Origin of the sequence: Calothrix sp. NIES-2098, assembly GCF_963875125.1 — a bacterium.
Lineage (GTDB): Bacteria > Cyanobacteriota > Cyanobacteriia > Cyanobacteriales > Nostocaceae > Aulosira.
Window position 1 is genome coordinate 8,330,834 of record NZ_CAWNKJ010000001.1, and the last position, 20,985, is coordinate 8,351,818.

The 20,985-nt window shown below is 40.2% G+C and carries 22 protein-coding genes and 1 pseudogene; 15 read left to right on the forward strand and 8 right to left on the reverse strand.

Annotated features, from left to right (window positions below):
- Positions 1-126 precede the first annotated feature (126 nt).
- Positions 127-1,149: a DUF6745 domain-containing protein gene (locus AACU33_RS35035; RefSeq protein ID WP_339376455.1), complete on the reverse strand. Its 1,023-nt coding sequence runs from the start codon at positions 1,147-1,149 to the stop codon at positions 127-129.
- A 550-nt stretch (positions 1,150-1,699) separates the two neighbouring features.
- Positions 1,700-3,292, reverse strand: coding sequence for a helix-turn-helix domain-containing protein (locus AACU33_RS35040; protein ID WP_096594843.1), 1,593 nt, complete (start codon positions 3,290-3,292; stop codon positions 1,700-1,702).
- A 1,000-nt stretch (positions 3,293-4,292) separates the two neighbouring features.
- Here AACU33_RS35040 and fdxB point away from each other — a divergent pair.
- Complete coding sequence (fdxB, locus tag AACU33_RS35045; protein ID WP_096594844.1) at positions 4,293-4,586, forward strand: ferredoxin III, nif-specific; 294 nt, start codon at positions 4,293-4,295, stop codon at positions 4,584-4,586.
- A 121-nt stretch (positions 4,587-4,707) separates the two neighbouring features.
- Here the strand turns inward: fdxB and AACU33_RS35050 are convergent, their stop codons facing one another.
- Positions 4,708-5,028, reverse strand: coding sequence for a hypothetical protein (locus AACU33_RS35050; RefSeq protein ID WP_096594845.1), 321 nt, complete (start codon positions 5,026-5,028; stop codon positions 4,708-4,710).
- A 163-nt stretch (positions 5,029-5,191) separates the two neighbouring features.
- Between AACU33_RS35050 and AACU33_RS35055 the strand changes: the two genes are divergently transcribed.
- The 7 genes from AACU33_RS35055 to AACU33_RS35085 all read left to right on the forward strand — a co-directional run bounded on the left by AACU33_RS35055 (position 5,192) and on the right by AACU33_RS35085 (position 10,880).
- Positions 5,192-6,169: a cytochrome c oxidase subunit II gene (locus AACU33_RS35055; protein WP_096594846.1), complete on the forward strand. Its 978-nt coding sequence runs from the start codon at positions 5,192-5,194 to the stop codon at positions 6,167-6,169.
- Positions 6,170-6,252: 83 nt separating this feature from the next.
- Positions 6,253-7,932 carry a cytochrome c oxidase subunit I gene (gene ctaD, locus AACU33_RS35060; RefSeq protein WP_096594847.1) on the forward strand — a complete coding sequence of 560 codons (1,680 nt, stop codon included), beginning with the start codon at positions 6,253-6,255 and terminating at the stop codon, positions 7,930-7,932.
- Positions 7,933-8,275: 343 nt separating this feature from the next.
- Positions 8,276-8,866, forward strand: coding sequence for a cytochrome c oxidase subunit 3 (locus AACU33_RS35065; RefSeq protein ID WP_096594848.1), 591 nt, complete (start codon positions 8,276-8,278; stop codon positions 8,864-8,866).
- Positions 8,867-9,007: 141 nt separating this feature from the next.
- Positions 9,008-9,493: a hypothetical protein gene (locus tag AACU33_RS35070; RefSeq protein ID WP_096595494.1), complete on the forward strand. Its 486-nt coding sequence runs from the start codon at positions 9,008-9,010 to the stop codon at positions 9,491-9,493.
- 27 nt (positions 9,494-9,520) lie between these two features.
- Positions 9,521-9,682 carry a hypothetical protein gene (locus AACU33_RS35075; protein WP_339376456.1) on the forward strand — a complete coding sequence of 54 codons (162 nt, stop codon included), beginning with the start codon at positions 9,521-9,523 and terminating at the stop codon, positions 9,680-9,682.
- Between the two features lie 5 nt (positions 9,683-9,687).
- Entirely contained in the window at positions 9,688-10,299 is a 612-nt protein-coding gene (locus AACU33_RS35080) for a cysteine dioxygenase family protein (RefSeq protein ID WP_096594849.1), read from the forward strand.
- A 71-nt stretch (positions 10,300-10,370) separates the two neighbouring features.
- Positions 10,371-10,880: an ArsC/Spx/MgsR family protein gene (locus AACU33_RS35085; RefSeq protein WP_096594850.1), complete on the forward strand. Its 510-nt coding sequence runs from the start codon at positions 10,371-10,373 to the stop codon at positions 10,878-10,880.
- 111 nt (positions 10,881-10,991) lie between these two features.
- On the opposite strand, the gene AACU33_RS35090 is transcribed toward AACU33_RS35085, so the two are convergent.
- On the reverse strand, positions 10,992-11,558 hold the full coding sequence (locus tag AACU33_RS35090; protein WP_096588143.1) for an IS630 family transposase: 567 nt from the start codon (positions 11,556-11,558) through the stop codon (positions 10,992-10,994).
- Positions 11,559-11,563: 5 nt separating this feature from the next.
- A complete protein-coding gene (locus tag AACU33_RS35095; protein ID WP_096588144.1) occupies positions 11,564-12,064 on the reverse strand; it encodes a helix-turn-helix domain-containing protein in 501 nt (166 codons plus the stop codon).
- Positions 12,065-12,297: 233 nt separating this feature from the next.
- Here AACU33_RS35095 and AACU33_RS35100 point away from each other — a divergent pair.
- Positions 12,298-12,525, forward strand: a pseudogene (locus AACU33_RS35100) (hypothetical protein); the annotation flags it as partial.
- A 159-nt stretch (positions 12,526-12,684) separates the two neighbouring features.
- Here the strand turns inward: AACU33_RS35100 and AACU33_RS35105 are convergent.
- Complete coding sequence (locus AACU33_RS35105; protein WP_096594852.1) at positions 12,685-14,589, reverse strand: caspase family protein; 1,905 nt, start codon at positions 14,587-14,589, stop codon at positions 12,685-12,687.
- 13 nt (positions 14,590-14,602) lie between these two features.
- Positions 14,603-15,034, reverse strand: coding sequence for a Pepco domain-containing protein (locus AACU33_RS35110; RefSeq protein WP_096594853.1), 432 nt, complete (start codon positions 15,032-15,034; stop codon positions 14,603-14,605).
- A gap of 123 nt (positions 15,035-15,157) precedes the next feature.
- Between AACU33_RS35110 and AACU33_RS35115 the strand changes: the two genes are divergently transcribed.
- The 3 genes from AACU33_RS35115 (at position 15,158) to AACU33_RS35125 (ending at position 17,770) form a co-directional block, all read left to right on the forward strand.
- Positions 15,158-16,990 carry an SUMF1/EgtB/PvdO family nonheme iron enzyme gene (locus AACU33_RS35115; RefSeq protein WP_096594854.1) on the forward strand — a complete coding sequence of 611 codons (1,833 nt, stop codon included), beginning with the start codon at positions 15,158-15,160 and terminating at the stop codon, positions 16,988-16,990.
- 242 nt (positions 16,991-17,232) lie between these two features.
- Positions 17,233-17,448 (forward strand): DUF433 domain-containing protein, encoded by a 216-nt coding sequence (locus AACU33_RS35120; RefSeq protein ID WP_096594855.1) that lies wholly within the window; start codon positions 17,233-17,235, stop codon positions 17,446-17,448.
- Between the two features lies 1 nt (position 17,449).
- Positions 17,450-17,770: a DUF5615 family PIN-like protein gene (locus AACU33_RS35125; protein ID WP_096594856.1), complete on the forward strand. Its 321-nt coding sequence runs from the start codon at positions 17,450-17,452 to the stop codon at positions 17,768-17,770.
- Positions 17,771-17,871: 101 nt separating this feature from the next.
- Here AACU33_RS35125 and cysK read toward each other — a convergent pair whose 3' ends face one another.
- Entirely contained in the window at positions 17,872-18,834 is a 963-nt protein-coding gene (gene cysK / locus AACU33_RS35130; RefSeq protein WP_096594857.1) for a cysteine synthase A, read from the reverse strand.
- A gap of 1,003 nt (positions 18,835-19,837) precedes the next feature.
- On the opposite strand from cysK, the gene AACU33_RS35135 reads away from it, so the two are divergent.
- Genes AACU33_RS35135 through AACU33_RS35145 form a run of 3 tightly spaced genes read left to right on the forward strand, consistent with a single transcriptional unit; the run spans position 19,838 to position 20,895 of the window.
- Entirely contained in the window at positions 19,838-20,266 is a 429-nt protein-coding gene (locus tag AACU33_RS35135; RefSeq protein ID WP_096594858.1) for a hypothetical protein, read from the forward strand.
- A 36-nt stretch (positions 20,267-20,302) separates the two neighbouring features.
- On the forward strand, positions 20,303-20,581 hold the full coding sequence (locus tag AACU33_RS35140; protein ID WP_096594859.1) for a hypothetical protein: 279 nt from the start codon (positions 20,303-20,305) through the stop codon (positions 20,579-20,581).
- Between the two features lie 2 nt (positions 20,582-20,583).
- Positions 20,584-20,895: a hypothetical protein gene (locus tag AACU33_RS35145; RefSeq protein ID WP_096594860.1), complete on the forward strand. Its 312-nt coding sequence runs from the start codon at positions 20,584-20,586 to the stop codon at positions 20,893-20,895.
- The last annotated feature ends 90 nt before the right edge of the window (positions 20,896-20,985 follow it).

Genomic DNA, 20,985 nt, shown 5'->3' on the forward strand with positions numbered 1-20,985 from the left:
CAATTACAAATAGTTTTACAAAATCAATTTGTTGCATTGATAATTTTTGTCTCACGTTTGAGCCGACTTTGCAGGTTGAAAGTATTGCAAAATACTGCACAATTTTCTGCTATATTGTACTCTCATTTATGTTTGTATAGCAAAATCTTCTGGATCGATACCCCAATTAACCCACCGAATTGCTTCTCTTGCTGATTTGATTTTAGGTGGTACACGCAAAACATGAATATTCCCAGTACTAGGGCAAGTCATTTCTAATAAATAAATTGGTTCCAAATCTATATTGTTTAAAACTTCTAATAATGAATATTCTTGATAAGAATTAATCTCAATTGCATCCAATTCTTGCATGATACGAGCGTAACCAATACCCTGAATTAGTACTCTTCTCAATTCGGCATTTTTTTCTTCTAACAGCCATTCAGATTGCCAATTATTTGGATGTAGCTTGCTATATTTTTCGGGTAAAGTTACACCGTAATACGAGTAGAGGCTATATCCATCAATAAACTGGATTGCAGGTTCTCCTTCTGCATGAAGGCGCATCTGATTATCAAAAGATATTTTGCAGGGTCGTTCGCATATAATACAAATATTTTCAAATGCAAAAATCCAACCACTAGATTTTATTAGTGACAAAAATATTACTACTTCTTCTTGAAAAAGAGGATGGTTTTCTACAGAATGGCAAAAGTCAAGGTAGCCAGCAAAATTTGCCCATAATTCAGGTTGGATAGGGTGAATATCATAAGAGTTGATAGTATGCTGTGGTCGAAAACGAGTGCCTAGTTCGCTTTCTAACTGCAATATTAACTGCCAGTAATGTATGGTGTTTCTTTCTGCGTAATATAGTTCATCGCAGCCAAGTTGGTGTAATAAATCTATGCTGAGTTCTTTTCCTAGCTGCTCTCGCAGTTCAACAAAAATAGCTTTCAATGCCATATAATAGCTATCAAAAAAAATAATTTTTGGTTCTTTTTGACTGATAGCAGTATATTGATAAGCATTTTTTACTGCGTCTATTGCTTGTTGACGATCGATTGGTTCAGTGGACAGTACAATCTTTTTCCATTTATCTCGATATTCTTGAAGCAAAACTTCTTGTTCTGGATGCACTCTCCAATTTATTTCGTTAAATTCTTGGCTCATAAAAATTTTGTGCAACGAATTTTTATAGATAATTGTGGCTGAAGCCAAAGTGAAATACTTTGTTACTGTTATAAATATTTTCAGATAAGTCTATTAGTTGTATTGATAATTTTTGTCTCACGCAGTGTCTGTCACGTAATCTGCGGCTCTGCTTGTCTGTAATTAGAGGAGATGAAAGCTGTTACTGTTGGTTTCTCTTGCCTTACTCAGTTCTAACAAAACATTTTATGTTGAAGATTAGTGTAGCTATTGAAAGTAGCATAAGGTTAAAGAAAGGGCGAGTTTAATTTTTGCAAGTAAATGCGATGTCTACGACAAGCCGCTCCGCGTCTAAGCATTGCAGGTCGATGCAATTCAATTGCAGACCAATGCATTAATATAACAGTGCGATGTTATGCCATAACAGAGCGACGTATTAATATAACAGCGCAATGTTATGCCATAACAGAGCGACGTATTAATATAACAGCGCGATGTTATGCCATAACAGACCGATGCATTAATATAACAACGCGATGTTATGCCGTAACAGCAAGACCGCACTAATCAGTTAAGCCATATTCAGTACTTTGCGCAAGAGTGCTTGGTCTTCTAGCTTGGCTTTTAAACGCCCGTTTTCAATATCGCGAATCCAGCTTTGGCTTTTACCTGTCAACTTTGCCAATTCTCTTTGAGACAGGTTGAGATTTTTTCGCGCTTCTAAAATCTGTTCGCCTAGCAAATCGCCTGTGGTTTTAGGCTTTCTGCGATTGCGGTTAACGTTACGCCGTGGCTTTTTGTCTGAGTCTGAGTTTTGGTACTCCCATTCTGTTGGCAAATCAAAAGATAAAATTCGGGCATTCATCAGCAGATTCCACTTACCACGGGGGCCTGTATCTGTTAGTCGGGTTTCGCCACCGCCATCATTCATCCAAAATTCTAAGGCTGCTTCTGGATCTTCTGGTAAATCGATTAACTTTGCCCACAATGGTTGAATTTCTACCGGATAGGTAACTGGGTCAAATATAGGTTTAATTCCATAATGATTCAGTATTTCTAGATCGCTTTCAAATGTCCGCAGCAAGCGTTTGCGTTCTTCTCTTTGTCTAGAGGCTAAGGTGACTTTTTCTTCACCGTAAGCAACACGCAGTAAGGTAGGAACTGTAATGCGTTGCTCTCTGCCCATTTTAGTTTTAAACAGCAACCACAGCATGAGTCTGGCTGCGCCTTCATGTTGCTGCCAAATACTCATAATAGTAGTTAACAGTGTTTTTGGGAGAATGCCATATTGATAGAATGCGGTGCGCTCTTTGCAAGCTTGTTTATTTAAGAAATGCTGCGCCCAAATTCCGGCTCTAATTTTAAAAGTTAGCCCCACTAAATATTTGCATCCGCGGTCGTCTTCTTGAAAGTAATGCTCGATGTCTACTAAGTGCCACAAGCGGGTTCCTGCTACTGAGAATCCTTTGACTCGGCCTTGTTGCGGCCAATCAATGGAAATTATTAACGAGCAAGCTTGTTGCACGATGTTTTTCATTAAAGTTAGTTTGGCATTTTTGCTCAGGTCTTTGCGTTTTTCTAACCCTAAATATTTCTCTAGTTGGCGTTCGTCAATGGAAAATTCTTGCTCCCAAGGTTGCTCTAAGGCAGTTGCATAAGCTGCAAAAATTAAATGGATGCAAGCGGCTCGAATATCTAGGGCTTCAATTGCTTCAATATCTGTTGTTCGAGTGCTGACGTTGAATGGATCTTGGATGTGAAATGCGATCGCACCTCTACCCTGATTAACTTGTCTGCTATAAGATAAATACCCAGCTTCATCAATTTCCCAATTGAGAGATGTGCGCTGTGCTAGGACGTTGCAAGCTTCCCAAATCACAATCGCTGAAGCAAAAGGGTTATTTTTCCCGTTAGAAAACAAATCTGGACTGGTAGCATCTCTCGGTTCTACTTTACATCTCCCCTTTTTCGCTTGCCACGGAATTGGTGAATTTGTGGGACAGGCGATTACACATTGCGGTTCGGGATAATAACCTTCGCAATTGTTACAAAGACAAGGATCGATCCAATATTCGTTGTTTTCGATTTTAATTGCACCCGTCGGACATTGGGGACGGCAATTATCACATCCAACGCAACTGTTGTTAGGAATGGTATACGGCATAATGCACTCCAACTATACTCGTTGAGATGTTTGGCTCAAGTCTCCCCTGGATGTGTCCTCTTTGTTCATGAGAATTAAGACTCGCTACCAATTGATTTTGCTAACAAGAAAAATTTTTCTTGTTTGAGACATTGCCCATATTCATACTCGGACATTACATCCACTTGGAAGCTACTGAAGGCTGTTCACCTGAGCCTCATAATTACTTCTTTATTAACTATAGATTTCATAACCATATTGATAAATTTGTTCACAATGAGCCTAGGGAGATTTTTTAGCAACTTTATTTATCCAAAATTAAATAATAGTTATTTGAGACCTTAAAACCTTAGCCAAAGTGTTTTTAGCGAACACCAACCCTTATGATTAATAGTATTCAACTTGTTTATTAATACTTTTAATATTTTACATTAGTTTATATTCTGCCATAAGTATTACAGTTTTTCAATTAACTATATTCTGCATTCTTAACTTGACATAATGTGCAGAAATAACATTTGCTTCTTTTGTATTTGTATCAAGAGTTAACTGAAGTAAGAGGGTAGAAAGAATACTCAGGCAACATACTAAATGTTTTATTTTTAAAAGCAAAGGTATGCGGAGTTTTTCTCAAGTTTTATGAGCAAGCAAAAAAATATTGATTTGACAAGAGCATCAATTGTATAAAACCATCTTTTTATACTCAGGTAATATTTATGCAATTGATTTTTACTGCTAGCAGTTGCAGTTATCGCTGCAAATATTGAGAATGTCTGATTATCGCAGAAAAAGCAGCAAGCCATGTTAAGCAGGCATGACCTCAACAAGATTTTATAATAATTATTGGCAAAACCTTTCAATTACTAAAGTCAATCAATAAACAAGTAAATTCGATAAAAAGTCAGAAAATTTTGATTATAGATAAATGCTGCTTTAATAGCACAAATAAACTATTAAGATTAGGTTAGGATAACGATCAAAGCACCAACATATTTTTAGGCAGAATTGCCGAGGATTTATCATGGCACAACTAACAGGATTGACCTTTGGAGGTAAGACTTGGACTCCCAAATTTGCCCAAGCAATTGATAAGGATAAATGTATCGGCTGTGGCAGATGCATGAAAGTATGCGGTTATAATGTGCTGGATCTAAAAGCTCTCAATGAAGAAGGTGAATTTGTTGAAGATGAGGATGATGAAGAAATTGAGCGCAAGGTAATGGTAGTTGCTAATCCAGACAACTGTATTGGTTGTGAAGCTTGTTCGCGGATTTGTCCTAAGAATTGCTACACTCACGGCGCATTAGACAATTAAGATTGTTTGGCATTAGTAATATTGCCTGGTTCTAGGTAGGAGGATTCAAAAGCAAGGTAATTAGAGGGGAATGTTAAAAGGCAGAAGGCAGAAGGGTCAAAAAGTTTGAAAGGTAAGCTTTTTAACCTTGTTGAACTATGTAGTTATTTTTGCTTTGCTGCACTAGATGTTTACTTGAAATCAGCAAAAGGTTCGTAGTAAACAAATGCGTAAATTTTAAAGTGTTATCTATTAACAAATTCATACTTGCTGCTAACATAGCTAAATCAATATTAAGGCTATAAGCACCTTCTTCAGCTAGGTTTTCGTGAAATTTACGGGCTAATTTGCCATCAAAACAATGAAATACTTTTAAATATTTTGGGGGAAAAGATGTGAAAAGATCTGGAAAATTCCCCCAATTTTTATAGGGGTAAGTTAGAAAAAGAGGAAGAGAAAACAAAAACGCTGCTTTGTAGATGAAGGAACTTGGGGAAGAAGCAGGGAAGCAGGGAGCAGGGAGCAGAGGAGAAACTAATAATAAATACCCAGCTCAATGCCCCATGCCGGATGCCCAATGCCCAATTAATTCCCTTTGACGGCGTTTTACAGAGCAGGTGGTATGTATGGAACAAATTCCTGTTTCACTTTGGACTTTGGTTGCTGGTGTATTAGTTACGGCGATCAGCATTTGGATTGGTCAACATCACAGTCTATTACCAGAGCAAGCATCGCTACAAGCGCCGATGGTAGATGGATTTTTTAACATCATGTTTACCATTGCGATCGCTCTATTTTTGGTAGTAGAAGGAACAATAGTAATTTTTCTAGTTAAGTACCGTCGCCGTCGGGGAGATAATTCCGATGGCTTACCAGTTGAAGGTAATGTTCCCCTAGAAATTTTTTGGACGGCGATTCCATCACTGATTGTCCTCTGTTTAGGCATTTACAGCGTAGATGTTTTTAACAGAATGGGCGGTTTGGAACCAGCCGGACATCCTCATGGTGCGGCTCATGCTGCGCACGTGAGTGGAAGTGCTATGGCTGCAACTCTGGATAATCCAGGGGAAGCAAAAGTTGCACCGAAAATTGGGATTGGTGCGACTTCTACAACTCAAGACAAAGCCGCCGATTTGGTTGTGGATGTCCAAGGGATGCAGTACGCCTGGATATTTAACTATCCCGAAAGTGGCGTAAGTTCTGGAGAATTGCACGTTCCGGTTGGTGCTGATGTGCAACTCAATCTTTCAGCACAAGATGTAATTCACTCATTCTGGGTGCCGAACTTCCGCTTGAAGCAAGATGCAATTCCCGGTATCGCTACCCAATTGCGGTTTGTCGCCACTAAACCAGGTACATATCCTGTAGTTTGCGCTGAATTGTGCGGTGGTTATCACGGTTCCATGCGATCGCAAGTAGTTGTTCACACACCAGAAGAGTTTGAAAGCTGGCTGACAGAAAATCAAGTTGCGCAAAAGCAAGATTTGCATCAAGCGATCGCGGTTAACCCAGCCGATTTATCAACATCAGAGTTTCTTGCTCCCCATGTCCACGAGATGGGAGTGAGTGCAGCAACTCTAGAGTCAATGGTTAAGAGTCATTAGTCAAGAGTCAAGAGTCAAGAGTCAAAATTCATAACTCTGGACTTTGGACTTTTGACCCTGGACTCCGCATAGCGGTAAAAAATATGACAAAAGTAGAATTTCCTCGAAATACGCCACCAGATAAGAATAAGCCTCAATCTTTGGTGGTTAGTCACACTGCGCACCCAAAAGCGTGGAAATGGCAAGACTATTTCACGTTTAATGTCGATCACAAGGTAATTGGGATTCAATACCTGGTGACAGCATTCGTGTTCTATCTCATCGGTGGCTTGATGGCGATGGGTATCCGAGTTGAATTGTCAACACCGGAAGCAGATTTCCTCGACCCCAATCTCTACAACGCTTTCATGACTAACCACGGGACGATCATGATCTTTTTGTGGATCGTTCCCAGTGCGATTGGGGGATTTGGCAACTTCCTAGTACCGTTGATGGTTGGTGCTAGAGATATGGCTTTCCCCAAGCTGAATGCGATCGCCTTTTGGTTAAACCCACCAGCAGGTTTATTACTGCTAGCTAGTTTTATCTTTGGCGGTTCTCAATCTGGTTGGACAGCTTACCCACCTTTAAGTTTAGTCACAGCACCCATCGCCCAAAGTATGTGGATTTTGGCGATCGTGTTGGTGGGAACTTCCTCAATTTTGGGTTCGCTGAACTTTGTCATCACCATCCTGATGATGAAGGTTCCCAGCATGAAATGGGATCAACTACCTTTATTCTGCTGGGCAATTTTAGCAACTTCCGTGCTAGCACTTCTCTCTACACCTGTGTTAGCGGCTGGTTTGGTACTGTTATTGTTTGACCTCAACTTTGGTACTTCCTTCTTTAAACCAGATGCAGGCGGTAATGTTGTCCTTTATCAACACTTGTTCTGGTTCTATTCTCACCCGGCAGTATATTTAATGATTCTGCCCATCTTCGGCATTATGTCCGAAGTCATCCCCGTTCACAGCCGTAAGCCAATTTTCGGATATAAAGCGATCGCTTATTCTAGTTTAGCAATCTGCGTTGTTGGGTTGTTCGTTTGGGTACACCACATGTTTACCAGTGGTACACCCGGTTGGATGCGGATGTTCTTCACCATCTCTACCTTAATCGTTGCCGTTCCTACTGGCGTGAAGATTTTCGGTTGGGTGGCGACATTGTGGGGTGGTAAGATTCGCTTTACTACTGCCATGCTGTTTGCGATCGGCTTATTGTCCATGTTTGTCATGGGTGGCTTAAGCGGCGTGACAATGGGTACAGCCCCCTTTGATGTCCACGTTCACGACACATATTATGTAGTCGCACACTTCCACTATGTTCTATTTGGCGGTTCTGTATTTGGGATTTACGCCGGGATTTATCACTGGTTCCCCAAAATGACCGGACGGATGCTGAATGAAACTTGGGGACGGATTCACTTTGGACTCACCTTGGTTGGTACAAACCTGACATTCCTACCCATGCACGAATTAGGTTTGCAAGGAATGCCCCGCCGAGTGGCAATGTACGATCCCCAGTTTCTCGATCTTAACCAGATTTGTACCATTGGTTCAATCATCTTGGGACTTTCAGTTGTTCCCTTCACTATCAACATTATCCAAAGCTGGATGAAAGGGCCTTTGGCTGGTGATAACCCTTGGGAAGCTTTGACTTTAGAATGGACAACCAGTTCGCCACCAGCGATTGAAAACTGGGAAGAATTACCTGTTGTCACTCACGGCCCTTACGACTACGGTCACGATCATGTGTCGGTGGGAACGCCAGAAGTTAGTGCTTAGTAAGAAAGAGGGACTAAGGATTAGGGGATAGCGAAGAGAGATTTTCTTGCTTAAAAATACTAGCCCCTAGCCTTTATCATTGCTCAAATCTGCCGCTTCGTTGCCATCTCGCCTTGGAATCAATTCCAAGGCTAATAGTTAAAGTCTACTGAAGTAGACTAAGTAGCATATTTCAGTCCACTTGAGTGGACTTGCGCTATTAGCCCGGAACTTCAGTTCTGGGCGAGATAAATATCAGCACGATAGTTTGAATGTGACAAAAATGTAGCTAATGACAAGGTTTCCAGCCCTTAGTTCCTTCTATATCCCGGTGTACGCAGTTCATTAGGGCTACTTAAACAATATGACCATAGCGACAACAACGAGCGAACATCACCAAGAACATCATCCAGATTTACGAGTCTGGGGGTTGTTGACCTTCCTGATTTCGGAATCCCTAATGTTTGGCGGATTCTTTGCCACTTACTTGTACTTGAGAGGTGGTACAGAAGTTTGGCCACCGGAGGGAACTGAGGTAGAGTTATTTTTGCCGACGATTAACACCATTATCCTGGTGTCTAGTAGTTTCGTCATTCACTTTGGCGATAAGGCGATTAAAAAGAATAACGTCAAGGGTATGCGGTTTTGGTATATTATCACCGCAATCATGGGCGCAATATTCTTAGGTGGTCAGGTTTACGAGTACGCCACATTAGGATACGGTTTGACTACCAACATCTTCGCCAACTGCTTTTATTTGATGACAGGCTTCCACGGTTTGCACGTATTTGTGGGACTGTTATTAATTTTAGGTGTGTTATGGCGATCGCGTCGTCCCGGCCATTATTCTGCTACCAAACATACTGGCATTGAAATGGCAGAAATTTACTGGCACTTTGTAGACATCATCTGGATTATTCTCTTCACGTTGGTGTACATTCTCACTTTGTTTTAAATGACTGAAGAATGGGGGAATTAGTTATTTATTACACAATGTCATTGCGAATGTAGCGAAGCGAAATGAAGCAATCCCAGGCTTTGCGATTGCTTCGCTTCGCTCGCAATGACTGTCTTTGATGTTGCGTGGTTACTTATTATGCAAGTTGATACCAACAAATTCTCATGGTTCCAAGTTCCAGAAGATATCAAAAAGCTGTTGATGTTAGCTGCCGAGACTTGGGAAAACACATCAGAATCTGAGAAATATATGCAACAAGCTATAGCTAAAACTGGCGAATATACAGAGGTTTTCGTAGCAGCATATAGATATTTTTATTACAAAAATAATTATTTATTAGCTTTGCAAACAACAAACCAATTATTAGATAAAATTAAAGAAGCCGAAAAATTTCCTGATGATTGGGAGCAACTCAAGCCGATTTTAGTCAGTCGGAAAGAAGACTCACAAATCAGGTTATATTTGAATGCTTATGCTGCTGCTGGATTAGTATTAGCCAAGCTAGGAGATATCGAGCAGGCTAAAATAATTAGTAGTAGAGTCAAAGAGATAGACGAGAATAATGATTTTGGCGCGGGAATTCTGCTGGATATCCTCACTCGTCCACCTGAAGAAGAGGATTAACAAGTAATAATTATTTGGTCAAAAATCATGAGTCTTTTTTCATCCAATAATTTCATTTCCCTGTCTGCCATTAATCCTCCTACTTTTATTCCTGCTCCTAACCTACCTATTCAACCTGCACCGATTATTACTCCTATTAATCTGCCAGCCCCAGTTCTGCCGCTAAACTCTTTTCGATTTATGGTTTAAAATTTATGCAAGGTAGGGATTGGCTTGTAACTGGTGATGGCAAGTTACAACTGTGTAAATCTGCGAGAGCATGGGATTTATTACGCGAGAATTATCGCGTTTATCGCTTTTTGACTGAAGTGGAAGATGTTCTCAATGATGTTGCTGATGAATCCAGCCGCCTACCAGAATTAAGAATGTTGGTTAGGCGTTTGATTGTTAATTCTTACTGGGTACGCAGTCAATATTTAGAACCTTCACCTAAAACTGGAACATCTGTTTTACTGATGTATGATGAATTGGGTTTTCCTTTGACTGTGCAAACAGTCACATTTGCCCCGGGGACATTATCGACAATTCATAATCATGGAACTTGGGGAATTGTTGCAGTTTTAAAAGGTCAAGAAAAGAATACTTTTTGGCGGCGAAATCCTAGCCCCGATGCTCAAGATAAAATTGAAGCAACGGGAGAAGTTGACCTATTACCAGGAGATATTATTAGTTTTACTCCTGATGCAATTCATTGCGTTCAAGCAGTAGGCGATCGACCGACTGTGACTTTTAACATTTATGGGGAAACCGATCCCAAAGAAAGATTTGAGTTCGATCCGCTGACTCATCTCGCTAAAAAGTTTTAGGCTTTTGGAAAGGCAGAAGTTAGGGAAAAAAAGGTATTTTTTTATATTTTGATCGAGGAGGCTAAAGCACAATGGCTAGAGTAATTTTTTATGAAAAACCAGGCTGTAAAGGTGGTACGAGACAAAAAGTTTTACTAACAGCCGCAGGTCATGAAGTAGTACCACATAACTTACTCGCAGAACCTTGGACAGCGGAAAGATTGCGGTCATTTTTTGGCGATCGCCCCGTAGCCGAATGGTTTAATCAGAGTTCGCCTAGGGTAAAATCTGGTGAGGTAGTTCCTGAAAAACTGGATGCAAACACCGCTTTATCGCTAATGTTGCAAGATCCGCTATTAATTCGCCGTCCGTTAATTCAAGTAGGTGATCGCCGCGAGGTAGGATTTGAAGTAGACAAAATTGACGCTTGGATTGGCTTACAACCTGTAGATGAATCTTTCCGCGAAATGGCTGCAAACTTGATGGGCAAAGATTTACAAGGCTGCGCGCACGGTGGTCATCATGAACACCACCATCGTGAAGGCGGCTGTAACGGTCACGGTCACGAACAGCACCATCAACAAGGTAGCTGTAAGCATTAGAAATAGCGACTATACAAAAATACTGTAGGGGCACGGCACCGATAAAATTACTGTATACATCAAAAGATTGTGAATGCCGTGCCCTTACGAAATATTGCATCTCATACCAATTCACGAAAAATTTGATTCAAATAAAGCATCAAGAATAAAGTCCCAACCTGTAATAGAAGCAATGGTTGATGTGTTTAATTTCTCCAAACGCTTCCAGATAAATTGTCTTAATTCATCCAACGCTCCAAAACTTTCCCACGCCAAATATCTTTTAACTTCCTCCCACAATCGCTCAATTGGATTAACTTGCGGTGTATGTGGGGGTTGAAATAACAAAATTATATTTTCTGGTATCTGAAGATGTTGACTAAAATGAAAAGCACCATTGTCTAACTGAATAATATGTATATCTTGGGCATAATTAGCCGAGAATTTTTCTAGAAAAATCTGAAAACAAGCTGCATTTAAATGAGAGAATTCCCAAATAAAATTCTCACCAGTTAATGGTTCTACCAATCCATATAAATAAAAATTTTCTCGCTTCCATTGCATGATGCCAATAGGCTTAGTACCTTTTGTAGTAATTAATCTTCCTGCTTCTGTTTTCAGTCCTACGCGGCTTTCATCCTCACACCAATACCTAATTTTTCTTTGTCTATCTATTGGTGATATGACATATTTCTGAATTACGTCTAGGTATTGTGGGAGTTTTTTTTAAACTCTTCTTCCGCTTCTGGTTGGTGTTTAATGCCTACTGCACGCGGCACCTTTAGCTTCGCTTTCATTTGATAACGCACTGTATCATGTACTACTTTGTATGAAGCTTCTACACCCTCTACCGCTTTTAACCATGTTCGGATTTCTTCATAACTTTTAAATCCCTGGGGGTCTTCCAGTTCCTTTGAAAGCTGCTCTCGAACATCTGTGTTAATAATTGGTGGTCGCCCTGAACCTTTTTTTCTTGATACGAGACTAGTGATTCCTGACTCTGCATAAACTTTTAACCACCTTTGTACCGTCGCGCTTCCTCTGCCCAATACCACTGCTAAATCTTGTATTGTCTTTACCTGCTTTATCTTCAGTAAATACAACGCTTGAATCCGTTCTTTACCTAATGCTGTTTTTTGTTTTCTTAGCAGCTCATGTAATTCCTCGGCTGACTCCTTTATTTTTACTTTGGTGACTCCTGCCATAAACTTCTGCTCATATTTCTTCCTTAATTATCTTTATCATTTTTTTAGTGAAATGGTATCAGCCTAACTGAACTGTATTTATTGTCCCATAACCAGAAAAGAGCAAGTATCTAGCCACTCCTAAACAAACAGAAGCGGTCTTCCTCATCACGGAAGCGGTTTTCCTCATGGCGAAAGCGGTCTTCCTCATGACGGAAGTGGTTTTCCTCGTGACAGTAGCGGTCTCCCTCATGACGGATTTGTCTGTGGTTGATTCTTCTAAAGATAAAATTGAAGAACTAGAAAAACAATTAAGTCAGCTTTGTGAAAAAATGCTGACTGTGGTTGCTATTAAGTATGGCAAAGACAGCCGCGAATATGAAATGGCGGGTGGTGTTCGTAATAGCGAGCGCGTATTTCTGGGTTATTTACCAATTTCTCCAACTTCAAAAAAAATGGGCGAACCGGGAGTTATGAGTTAAACATCAAAACTTGCTTGAAAAATATAGATAACAAACCCAGATCTGTACCAAAGGGATTAAATGTTATTAAATAATGTCCGTTTTAATTGTGTAGCAATGGTTTCATATTTATTGCAAATGAGATTTAGCATAATAAGTCCTGAATAACCTGTTTTATATTTAATTGAGTAAGCTAATTTCCAACTGAAATTTAGTAATTTCTTTGAGAGCAGAAACTTGAATTGTGTATCTGCCAGTGACAGGTAACATAGTTTTATTCAGTAACTCATTTTCTGGTGTATAAATCCAAATACAAACGTTGGGATTTGTGATACGTATCAGGCTCTTGCCAGCTTTCACTTCAAAAGTATATCCTAAAGATTTACTTTGACTAACTATTCCTGTTTCTACTAGTGTTTGCTCACTCAGTGCAATTTGTTTAACGTTTTCAGGAAATAGTTTTGTAACAGGTGTTTTTGGGCATTGTTTCTTTACTGGTAATTGAGCTTTAAAAATTTCAATACCTACCACTGCTGTTACTAAAAATAATCCTCCTAAGCCAGTCCATTTTAAAAACTTTTGTCGGGTTATTTGTGGTGAATTCGATGGAGTGCGTTGAGGATAGCTTGCTATAACTCTTGTTTCAATTGCAGTGATGTCCGCTTGTTTAAGTCTTAAAGTCTGTCGAAGTAGCATTAACCTCAGCCGTATAACATAACTATCAAGGGAATTTCCGGCATTAATTGTTTTAATTAATGCCTGCTCATACTGCTGCAATTTTTGGCGATATTCGGCTTCCTCTCGCTGCCGTTTTTTTTCTGCTTCCTGCTGCTTTAGTCCTATTGCTTCTTCTTGCTGTCGTTGTTTTTCTGCTTCTTGTTGCTGTCTAATTCTCTCTTGCTGTTGCCGATATTCTGCTTCCTTCTGGGCAACAATTGGTTGTTTAATTTTCAATACTTCTTCTTCTTTGAGTTGCAGAGATTGTTGCAACTGCTTTAATTTATTACGAGTTGGTTGATTGAGGGGAAATTCTCGCTCAATTGCCTCCGAGAAAGCTTGCCGATAACGAACTAAATTCTGCCGATGTTCTTCTTGCTTTTGAGCCAACAGTTCAGCACTTGCTGATCTACCTCCGCTTGAGGAAGTCACTTCAGAATTTGTAACTGTTGGTGCAAAATCTCCTCGCTGTCGCAGCGCAATCCTTTCAATCGCTTCAATTGCCTCCCAATCACCACGGGATACAGCTAAAACTCTCACCCATAATTGTTTTGCTAATGACAAATCACCTCTGTTTTCAGCTTGAGAGGCTTGATACTTTAATGGCTCTACATCTCTCAGTGTAGCAGTTTGCTCTAATAAAATAAAATACATTTTATAAGGCGGTTCTGCTTGCCAGTAAGGATTTTGTGCAGCCTTGCCATAGCGACTATTCACAGTAGGAACTTGATAAGTTAAATATTGTGCTAAACGCTCTACTGTTGCACAATTAGCCTCACCTTGTAGTCGCAATCCTTCTAATAATGAATATGTAAAAGCACCATGTTGTAATTCATCTATTTCCCAAGATTTTTGGTTAGCTGTGCAGGAATAAAATGTAATCACTCCCTGATGTCTTTGCTCACCAATTCCCAATCCAGAACGACTACTTTCATCGCGGCAAGCATCTAAAAATAATACTACATTATCAGCACCACTACGCCGCAATCTTTGGGTGATATAATCAACAGAAATCGCAGTATGTTCTATATCCCCTGGGTCACTATCTGAGAACATTAAATAATCTCTATCTTGATAGCGATTGCCATGACCTGCAAAGAAAAACCATAAATTATCTTCTGGCTTTAATAACGCATTCTCAAACTGTGCGCGTAAAAATCGCCGCAAATGACCAAAGGTAGGTTGAGTAGGAATTGGCGGATTGGTGGGAATTGGGGGAGAATTATCAGTAAATAAGAAAACTTGCTCAAATCTGGCTTCTTGTTGAAACCAAGTCGCCATGACAGTAGCATCTCGCTTGGCAAAGTTTAGCGATCGCAGATTTTCATAGTGATTAATCCCCACAACAATCGCCCAATTCCTAGCCATACTCAACTACCAATTATTTCCGCTTAAATTTAAAAGTCATCGCTCCTTTACCTCCGGCTTTACCACCACCAACCCCAAACAAACTAATTTGTCCTTCACCATTGATTTCTACTGAAAGTTCTACCTCATCCAACTGCATTTTAGAATTGGGTTCTTCCGCTTCATCAAGCATTTCCCGCATGGCTTGCAGAAATCCCTTCATTTCTTGCTTGATTTTAGTTACCTCTACTTTGCGTCTAGTAATTACTAGTTCGCCTTTTTTTTGAGTAACAACTATTTCTTCTTTAGTTTTAACTCCGCCGAGTAATGGGCCTATATCTTCACTGCTTCTGGCTCCAATGCTTCTGGTTACATCTGTGACTGTTTCGGTGGTTGTGTTTGAGGTTTCAGCCACTTCTTCGGTAATAATCCAGATAGCTTCTGGTGTGGAATTTTCTGCTGACATAAATTTAATTATTTAAATTATTCTTGATTTAACTAGCTTTTACCCAAGCTTCCAGCGCTATTGCATTACTATTATTCAGTAGTAACACCTAAACTGGCAACAAGACGAGCATAGCAACGCAGAATGGCTAAAAATTGGGCGATCGCGATCGGCATTAATCAGTACAACAACCTTCAGCACCTAAATTACGCCAAACTAGATGCCGAAGCTATGCGCGATTGGTTTAAACAAGAAGCCAAATTTAATGAAGTTTTCCTCTTCACTGAAGATTCTCCCCCAATCCCAACCAATCCACCAATTCCCACTCAGGCAACTTACGGTAACTTGCGGCGGTTCTTAAGAGCAAACTTTGAAAAGCCACTACTAGAACCAGGGGATAATCTCTGGTTTTTCTTTGCTGGTCATGGTTGTCGAGAAGGCGATCGCGATTATCTTATGCTCATAGATAGCGATCCAGGCGATGTAGAACATACAGCAATCCCTGTTGATTATGTCACCCAAAGATTGCGCCGCAGTGGGGCAGATAATGTAGTGTTATTTTTAGATGCTTGCCGCGATGAAGGCAGCAGGCGGGGAGTGGGTATTGGTGAAGAACATCAGGGAGTAGTCACCTTTTACTCTTGCAGTCCCAGTCAAAAATCTTATGAAATTGAGCAGTTACAACATGGCTCATTCACCCAAGCTTTGTTAGAAGGGTTGAGGATAGCTGGTGAAGGAAACTGCGCCACAGTAGAAAGATTGGATAGATATTTAAAAGCAAGAGTACCCGCAATCAATCGGGAGCATCAGAAAACTCTGCAAAATCCCTATGTTATAGCTGAACCTGCTACAAAGCTACACCTAATTTTGTTACCCGACTATGCGACGCTAAATGATATTAACCAACTGAAACTAGATGCTTATGAAGCTGAAGTTAAAGGAGATTGGGAATTAGCTGAACAATTATGGATGCGGGTAAATGTGGCTGCTAGGGGGTCAGATCCCGATGTAAAGAAAGCATGGATCAGAATTTTCCAACGCCAGGGACAGTCTTCTGCACCTCCGAGAAATCCTGAGCCTTTTACTTCTTCAAGGGGAGAGAGGTCAGTCACTCCTCAACTAAAAGTATTTAAATTTGATGTGGTGGCAGTAAATGCTAAAGGTGAGGAAGTTAAACGAGAACAACGTCAATCTCAATATTTTACTGAAGACCTAGGCAATGGTGTCATGTTAGAAATGGTTGCGATTCCCAGTGGAACATTTCTCATGGGTTCACCATTAGAGGAAGGAACTGATTCTGAAAAACCTCAGCATCAAGTAACAGTTGAATCATTCTTCATGGGTAAATATCCTGTTACCCAAGCGCAATGGAGAAGAGTCGCAGCACTACCCAAAGTTAGCCGTGATTTGGAAGCAGACCCATCTTATTTTAAAGGAGACAACCGACCAGTAGAGCAAGTGTCTTGGTACGATGCGGTTGAGTTTTGCGATCGCCTTTCAAAACATACAAACAAGGAATATCGCCTACCAAGTGAAGCAGAATGGGAATATGCCTGTCGAGCAGGAACAACGACACCATTTCACTTCGGGGAGACAATTACAACTAAGTTAGCCAATTACAATGGAAATTATACTTATGCTTTAGAGCCAAAGGGCAAAAAACGTCGAGAAACAACAGAAGTAGGAAGTTTTCCAACCAATGGCTTTGGATTATACGATGTGCACGGGAACGTTTGGGAGTGGTGTCAAGATACTCGGCATAGCAGCTATCAAGGAGCGCCAACAGATGGTAGTGCGTGGTTTAATGACAATAATCAACTTTATCAAAAACTAGGAAGAGCCATGCTGCGGGGCGGTTCCTGGATCGACGAGCCTACTGACTGCCGTTCTGCGTATCGCAGCAGTCCTTACCGCGACTTCCACAACGACGTTATTGGTTTTCGTGTTGTGTGTGCCGTTGGGAGGATTCTTCGGTAGCCCTTTATGCTTTAGTCCTTTTTCCCCTTTACGCTTGTTCTTTTTTCCTTTTAGAGTACAGCGAAGCGGAACGATCTAAATTTTTTTACCTGACGTGAGTTCTACGGCGAACAAAAGCCAGAAAGCTTACAGATAAAGGAAATGGAGAAAGAGGAGATAAAGGTAGAACTTACGCATTGACAGGAAATATATCTGGGTAAATTAGAATAAGACGGCCTAGCAATGCTTTTATAAGGGGGAGAATGAGCCAGTCAGCAATCATTACCGCATCACCAGATGTGATGAGTGGTACGCCAGTCTTTGCCGGAACGCGAGTTCCTGTGCAAACCCTGCTGGATTATTTGAAGGCGGGAGAGTCCATTGATGATTTCCTAGAGGGATTTCCCACAGTTAAGCGAGAACAGGTGATTGCTTTTCTAGAAGCCGCACAAGCGCAAATTCTGAAGCTGGTTGCGTAGTGTGAATATTTTAATTGACGAGTGTATTGACCGAAGGCTGGCAAGGCAGTTATCTGGACACAGTGTAAAAACCGTACCACAGATGGGTTGGGCTGGCATTAAAGATGCAGAACTCTTGCGTTTAGCTGAAATTGAATTTGATGTATTTATTACAGTAGATCGGAATCTGCCGTTTCAGCAAAATTTGGCAGTTCTAGATTTAGCTGTTGTGGTGTTGCAAGTACCGTCAAATCGATTAGCAGATATACAAGTGCTGCTTCCTAAAATTTTGGCAATTGTTGACACCGCACCAAAGGGTACAGCAACGGTGGTGAGTGAATAAAAGTTGTTGAACGAGTATAAATTCTTTGTAGGGGCACGGCATCCACAATCTTTCGGTGCATACAATAATTTTACTGGTGCCGTGCCCCTACCCACCTGTCACTAACGCACAACAGTAGTAGGTTCCAAAGTCAAATCTTGGAACATCAAGGTGCTGAGATAGCGTTCGCCAAAGGAAGGCTGAATCATCACGATGAGTTTTCCTGCATTCTCCGGACGTTTAGCTACTTGCAATGCAGCACACAACGCCGCACCAGAAGATATCCCAGATAATAAACCTTCTTCTTTTGCTAACCGTCGCCCAAATACCATCGCCTGTTCATCGCTGACTCGAATTACTTCATCAACTAATTCCAGACGCAGCACATCAGGAACAAAGCCAGCGCCAATACCTTGAATTTTATGCGGACCTGCTTCCCCACCCGATAATACAGGACTATTGCTCGGTTCAACTGCGATCGCCTGAAAACTTGGCTTACGTTGTTTAATTACTTCCGCAATACCTGTAATTGTCCCACCAGTACCTACCCCTGCAATTACAATATCCACTTCCCCATCCGTATCAGCCCAAATTTCTTCAGCAGTGGTTTCCCGGTGAATCTGGGGATTAGCTGGGTTGCGGAATTGTTGCAGCATATATGCGTTGGGAGTCTTAGCCACAATTTCTTCGGCTTTACGAATTGCTCCCCGCATTCCTTCTGGCCCTGGTGTTAACTCTAAAGTCGCACCATAAGCTCGGAGCATCGCCCGTCTTTCATTACTCATGGTTTCTGGCATTGTTAAAATCAGGCGATAGCCACGGGCGGCTGCTACCATTGCTAAAGCAATTCCTGTATTACCAGAAGTTGGCTCTACTAAAGTAGTTTTTCCTGGCTCAATCAAACCCTCAGCTTCTGCCGAGAGTACCATACTTACTCCAATACGGTCTTTCACTGAAGCCGCTGGGTTCATCCCTTCCAGTTTCACAACTATCTTTGCTAATGCGCCCTCTGCTTGAGGAATCTTATTGAGTTCAACTAAAGGAGTTCGTCCAATAAGTTCTGTTACATCTTTAGCAATCCGCATTAATTAACTCCTAAAATTCTAAATCCGAACATCAAGTATTTTTTACTTATAACAGTAAGCTTGTATACATTTAATTAATATTTGAGTATCAGTGAGTGCATAAAGTATGTACTCTTACTAAACCACAAAATCGGAACTCTTTATACCAACTAACTATAAAATTTTACTAAATAATTACTCTTCTCTTACTTGGCGGTCTTGGCAGTTCGTTTTAATATTAAAACTCTCATCATATCAAATGAGTCTTAAACAGTAATTACTTTAAATACAATCTCAAAAATTTTTAGTTTATCTAGAACAAATTATCAATTTGACTAAATTTAATTGAATTTTCTACTTAATTTATATATCTTGAGGCTTGAATATATTTGTTGAGTACAAGTTTTAGCCAATAAAAAACTCATCTATCAGCATCATTTATTAGGAGTCAGTCAGACTTTGAGGTTGAGTGCAGAAAGACCCGAACCCTAAATCATAAATACTAGGACATCGCCCCAAAAACACTAGTACCTATACCCCCAATAATTTTTGTATTACTTATCAGATATATGTTTCCAGTTTTGAGTGCAAATCTAATAACTTTAATAAATATGATCCAACTCAGGTAAACAGCTATTGAGAAAAGCGACTGATATAAAACATATAGGATTTACGCAGAGATTCCCCTCTACCCCCCAACATTACCAGGCAACAGTCTGGAGATGAAGGGGGGACTTCTTAACTCCCTAATTGTTAACTGAAGAAACTATATTTTAGGGTCTGAGTGCGTCAGTTCTGAGCTCAAGCATAGACTATTTCAGTATTACTGAATACTAATTTAAAACTGGAATATGATTAATGTTTGTATTAAACTATCCTCTTTTAATAGTTAGTTCAGCATAAACTTACTGAAAATTGATAACTGTTAACTGATAACTTTTTGCCTATCAGTTTTATTTTTGTAATTAAATAACAAAATTCATTGTCTTACTGGGTGCATACTACCTAGGAAGGGAGAAGCAAGATGAAAGTCAAGCTTTTGAATGTTCTCGTAGTCTGTGTAGTGACCTTAGCTGTGCTATCTCCAGCAATATTAGTATTTAGCATGGTTTGGGGACGCCATATAGAGTTAGTAAAAGCACAGAATTTAACTTGTGCAGTGAACAATAATAGTAGAGCCAATGACTTTTTAGCTCCCCAAGGTGAGAGTCTAACCTATTCACACAATCAGACAAGCATTAGCACCTCTAAATCTCATCTAAAAACACGAAATTTGACTGCTGTAGAGCAATATCAACTGGCAACCATCCTAGAATGGTTTTTCTTAATAACCCCTATTTGCGTTGGGTTAGGAATTATTGGTTACGACAAATATATTGCTTATCGTAATGCTATTTTTCGAGAACAAGTTGAAATGCTAGAAAGGCTATGGCAGGAAAGTATCGAGCAGTAAACAGTTGCAAATTCATCCTAAATCAATAAAGGCACCATGACAGAAGAACGCCAACTCCAATATTTTGATTTAATCGATCAACTTCTGAGATGTCCTAACGGTCAAGAACCAGAAGTTTTAGAAGCAAATCCAGAATTAATTGATGCTGATTTTGTATATGCAGTGCTAAAAGTAGCAACTGTATTTGCCCATGAAGGTAATCAAGAAAGTGCCCAATTCTTATTTTTTATTGGACGCGAATTAGCGAAGCAACTGGGGTTGTATCCTGAAACTGAAGCTGCCAACTCTGAATCAGAAGTTTCAACTAAGGAGTAGCAATGTTATTGACTGCAACTGACGCTGGACAAATAGCGTTAGAATTTCTCATAGTAGAATGGAATGTTTCAGAACACGATAGAGAGTGGTTTACAGTTGTCAATTCTCGTCTGATTGGTGAGAGTTGGTACATAGTAGAACTGGGAGTTGCAGGATTTCCCGATCGCTGGTTTATCCAAGTTTATGATACCGGAGCCTGCGACCCAGATTATACATTTATCTCACCCATCCGGGGTTCAGATGGATATGTTGACCTGGTTGATTTACCACAGCTGGTCGCAGAAGTTTTAGTGTCGGAGCGTAATGCTAGATAGTAGTCAAGGGTCAACAGTCAAGATTTAGAAATAAAAATTGTTGCTTGGATGTTCTAACATATCTGGAAATATGTTTGTATTTCTCTTTTA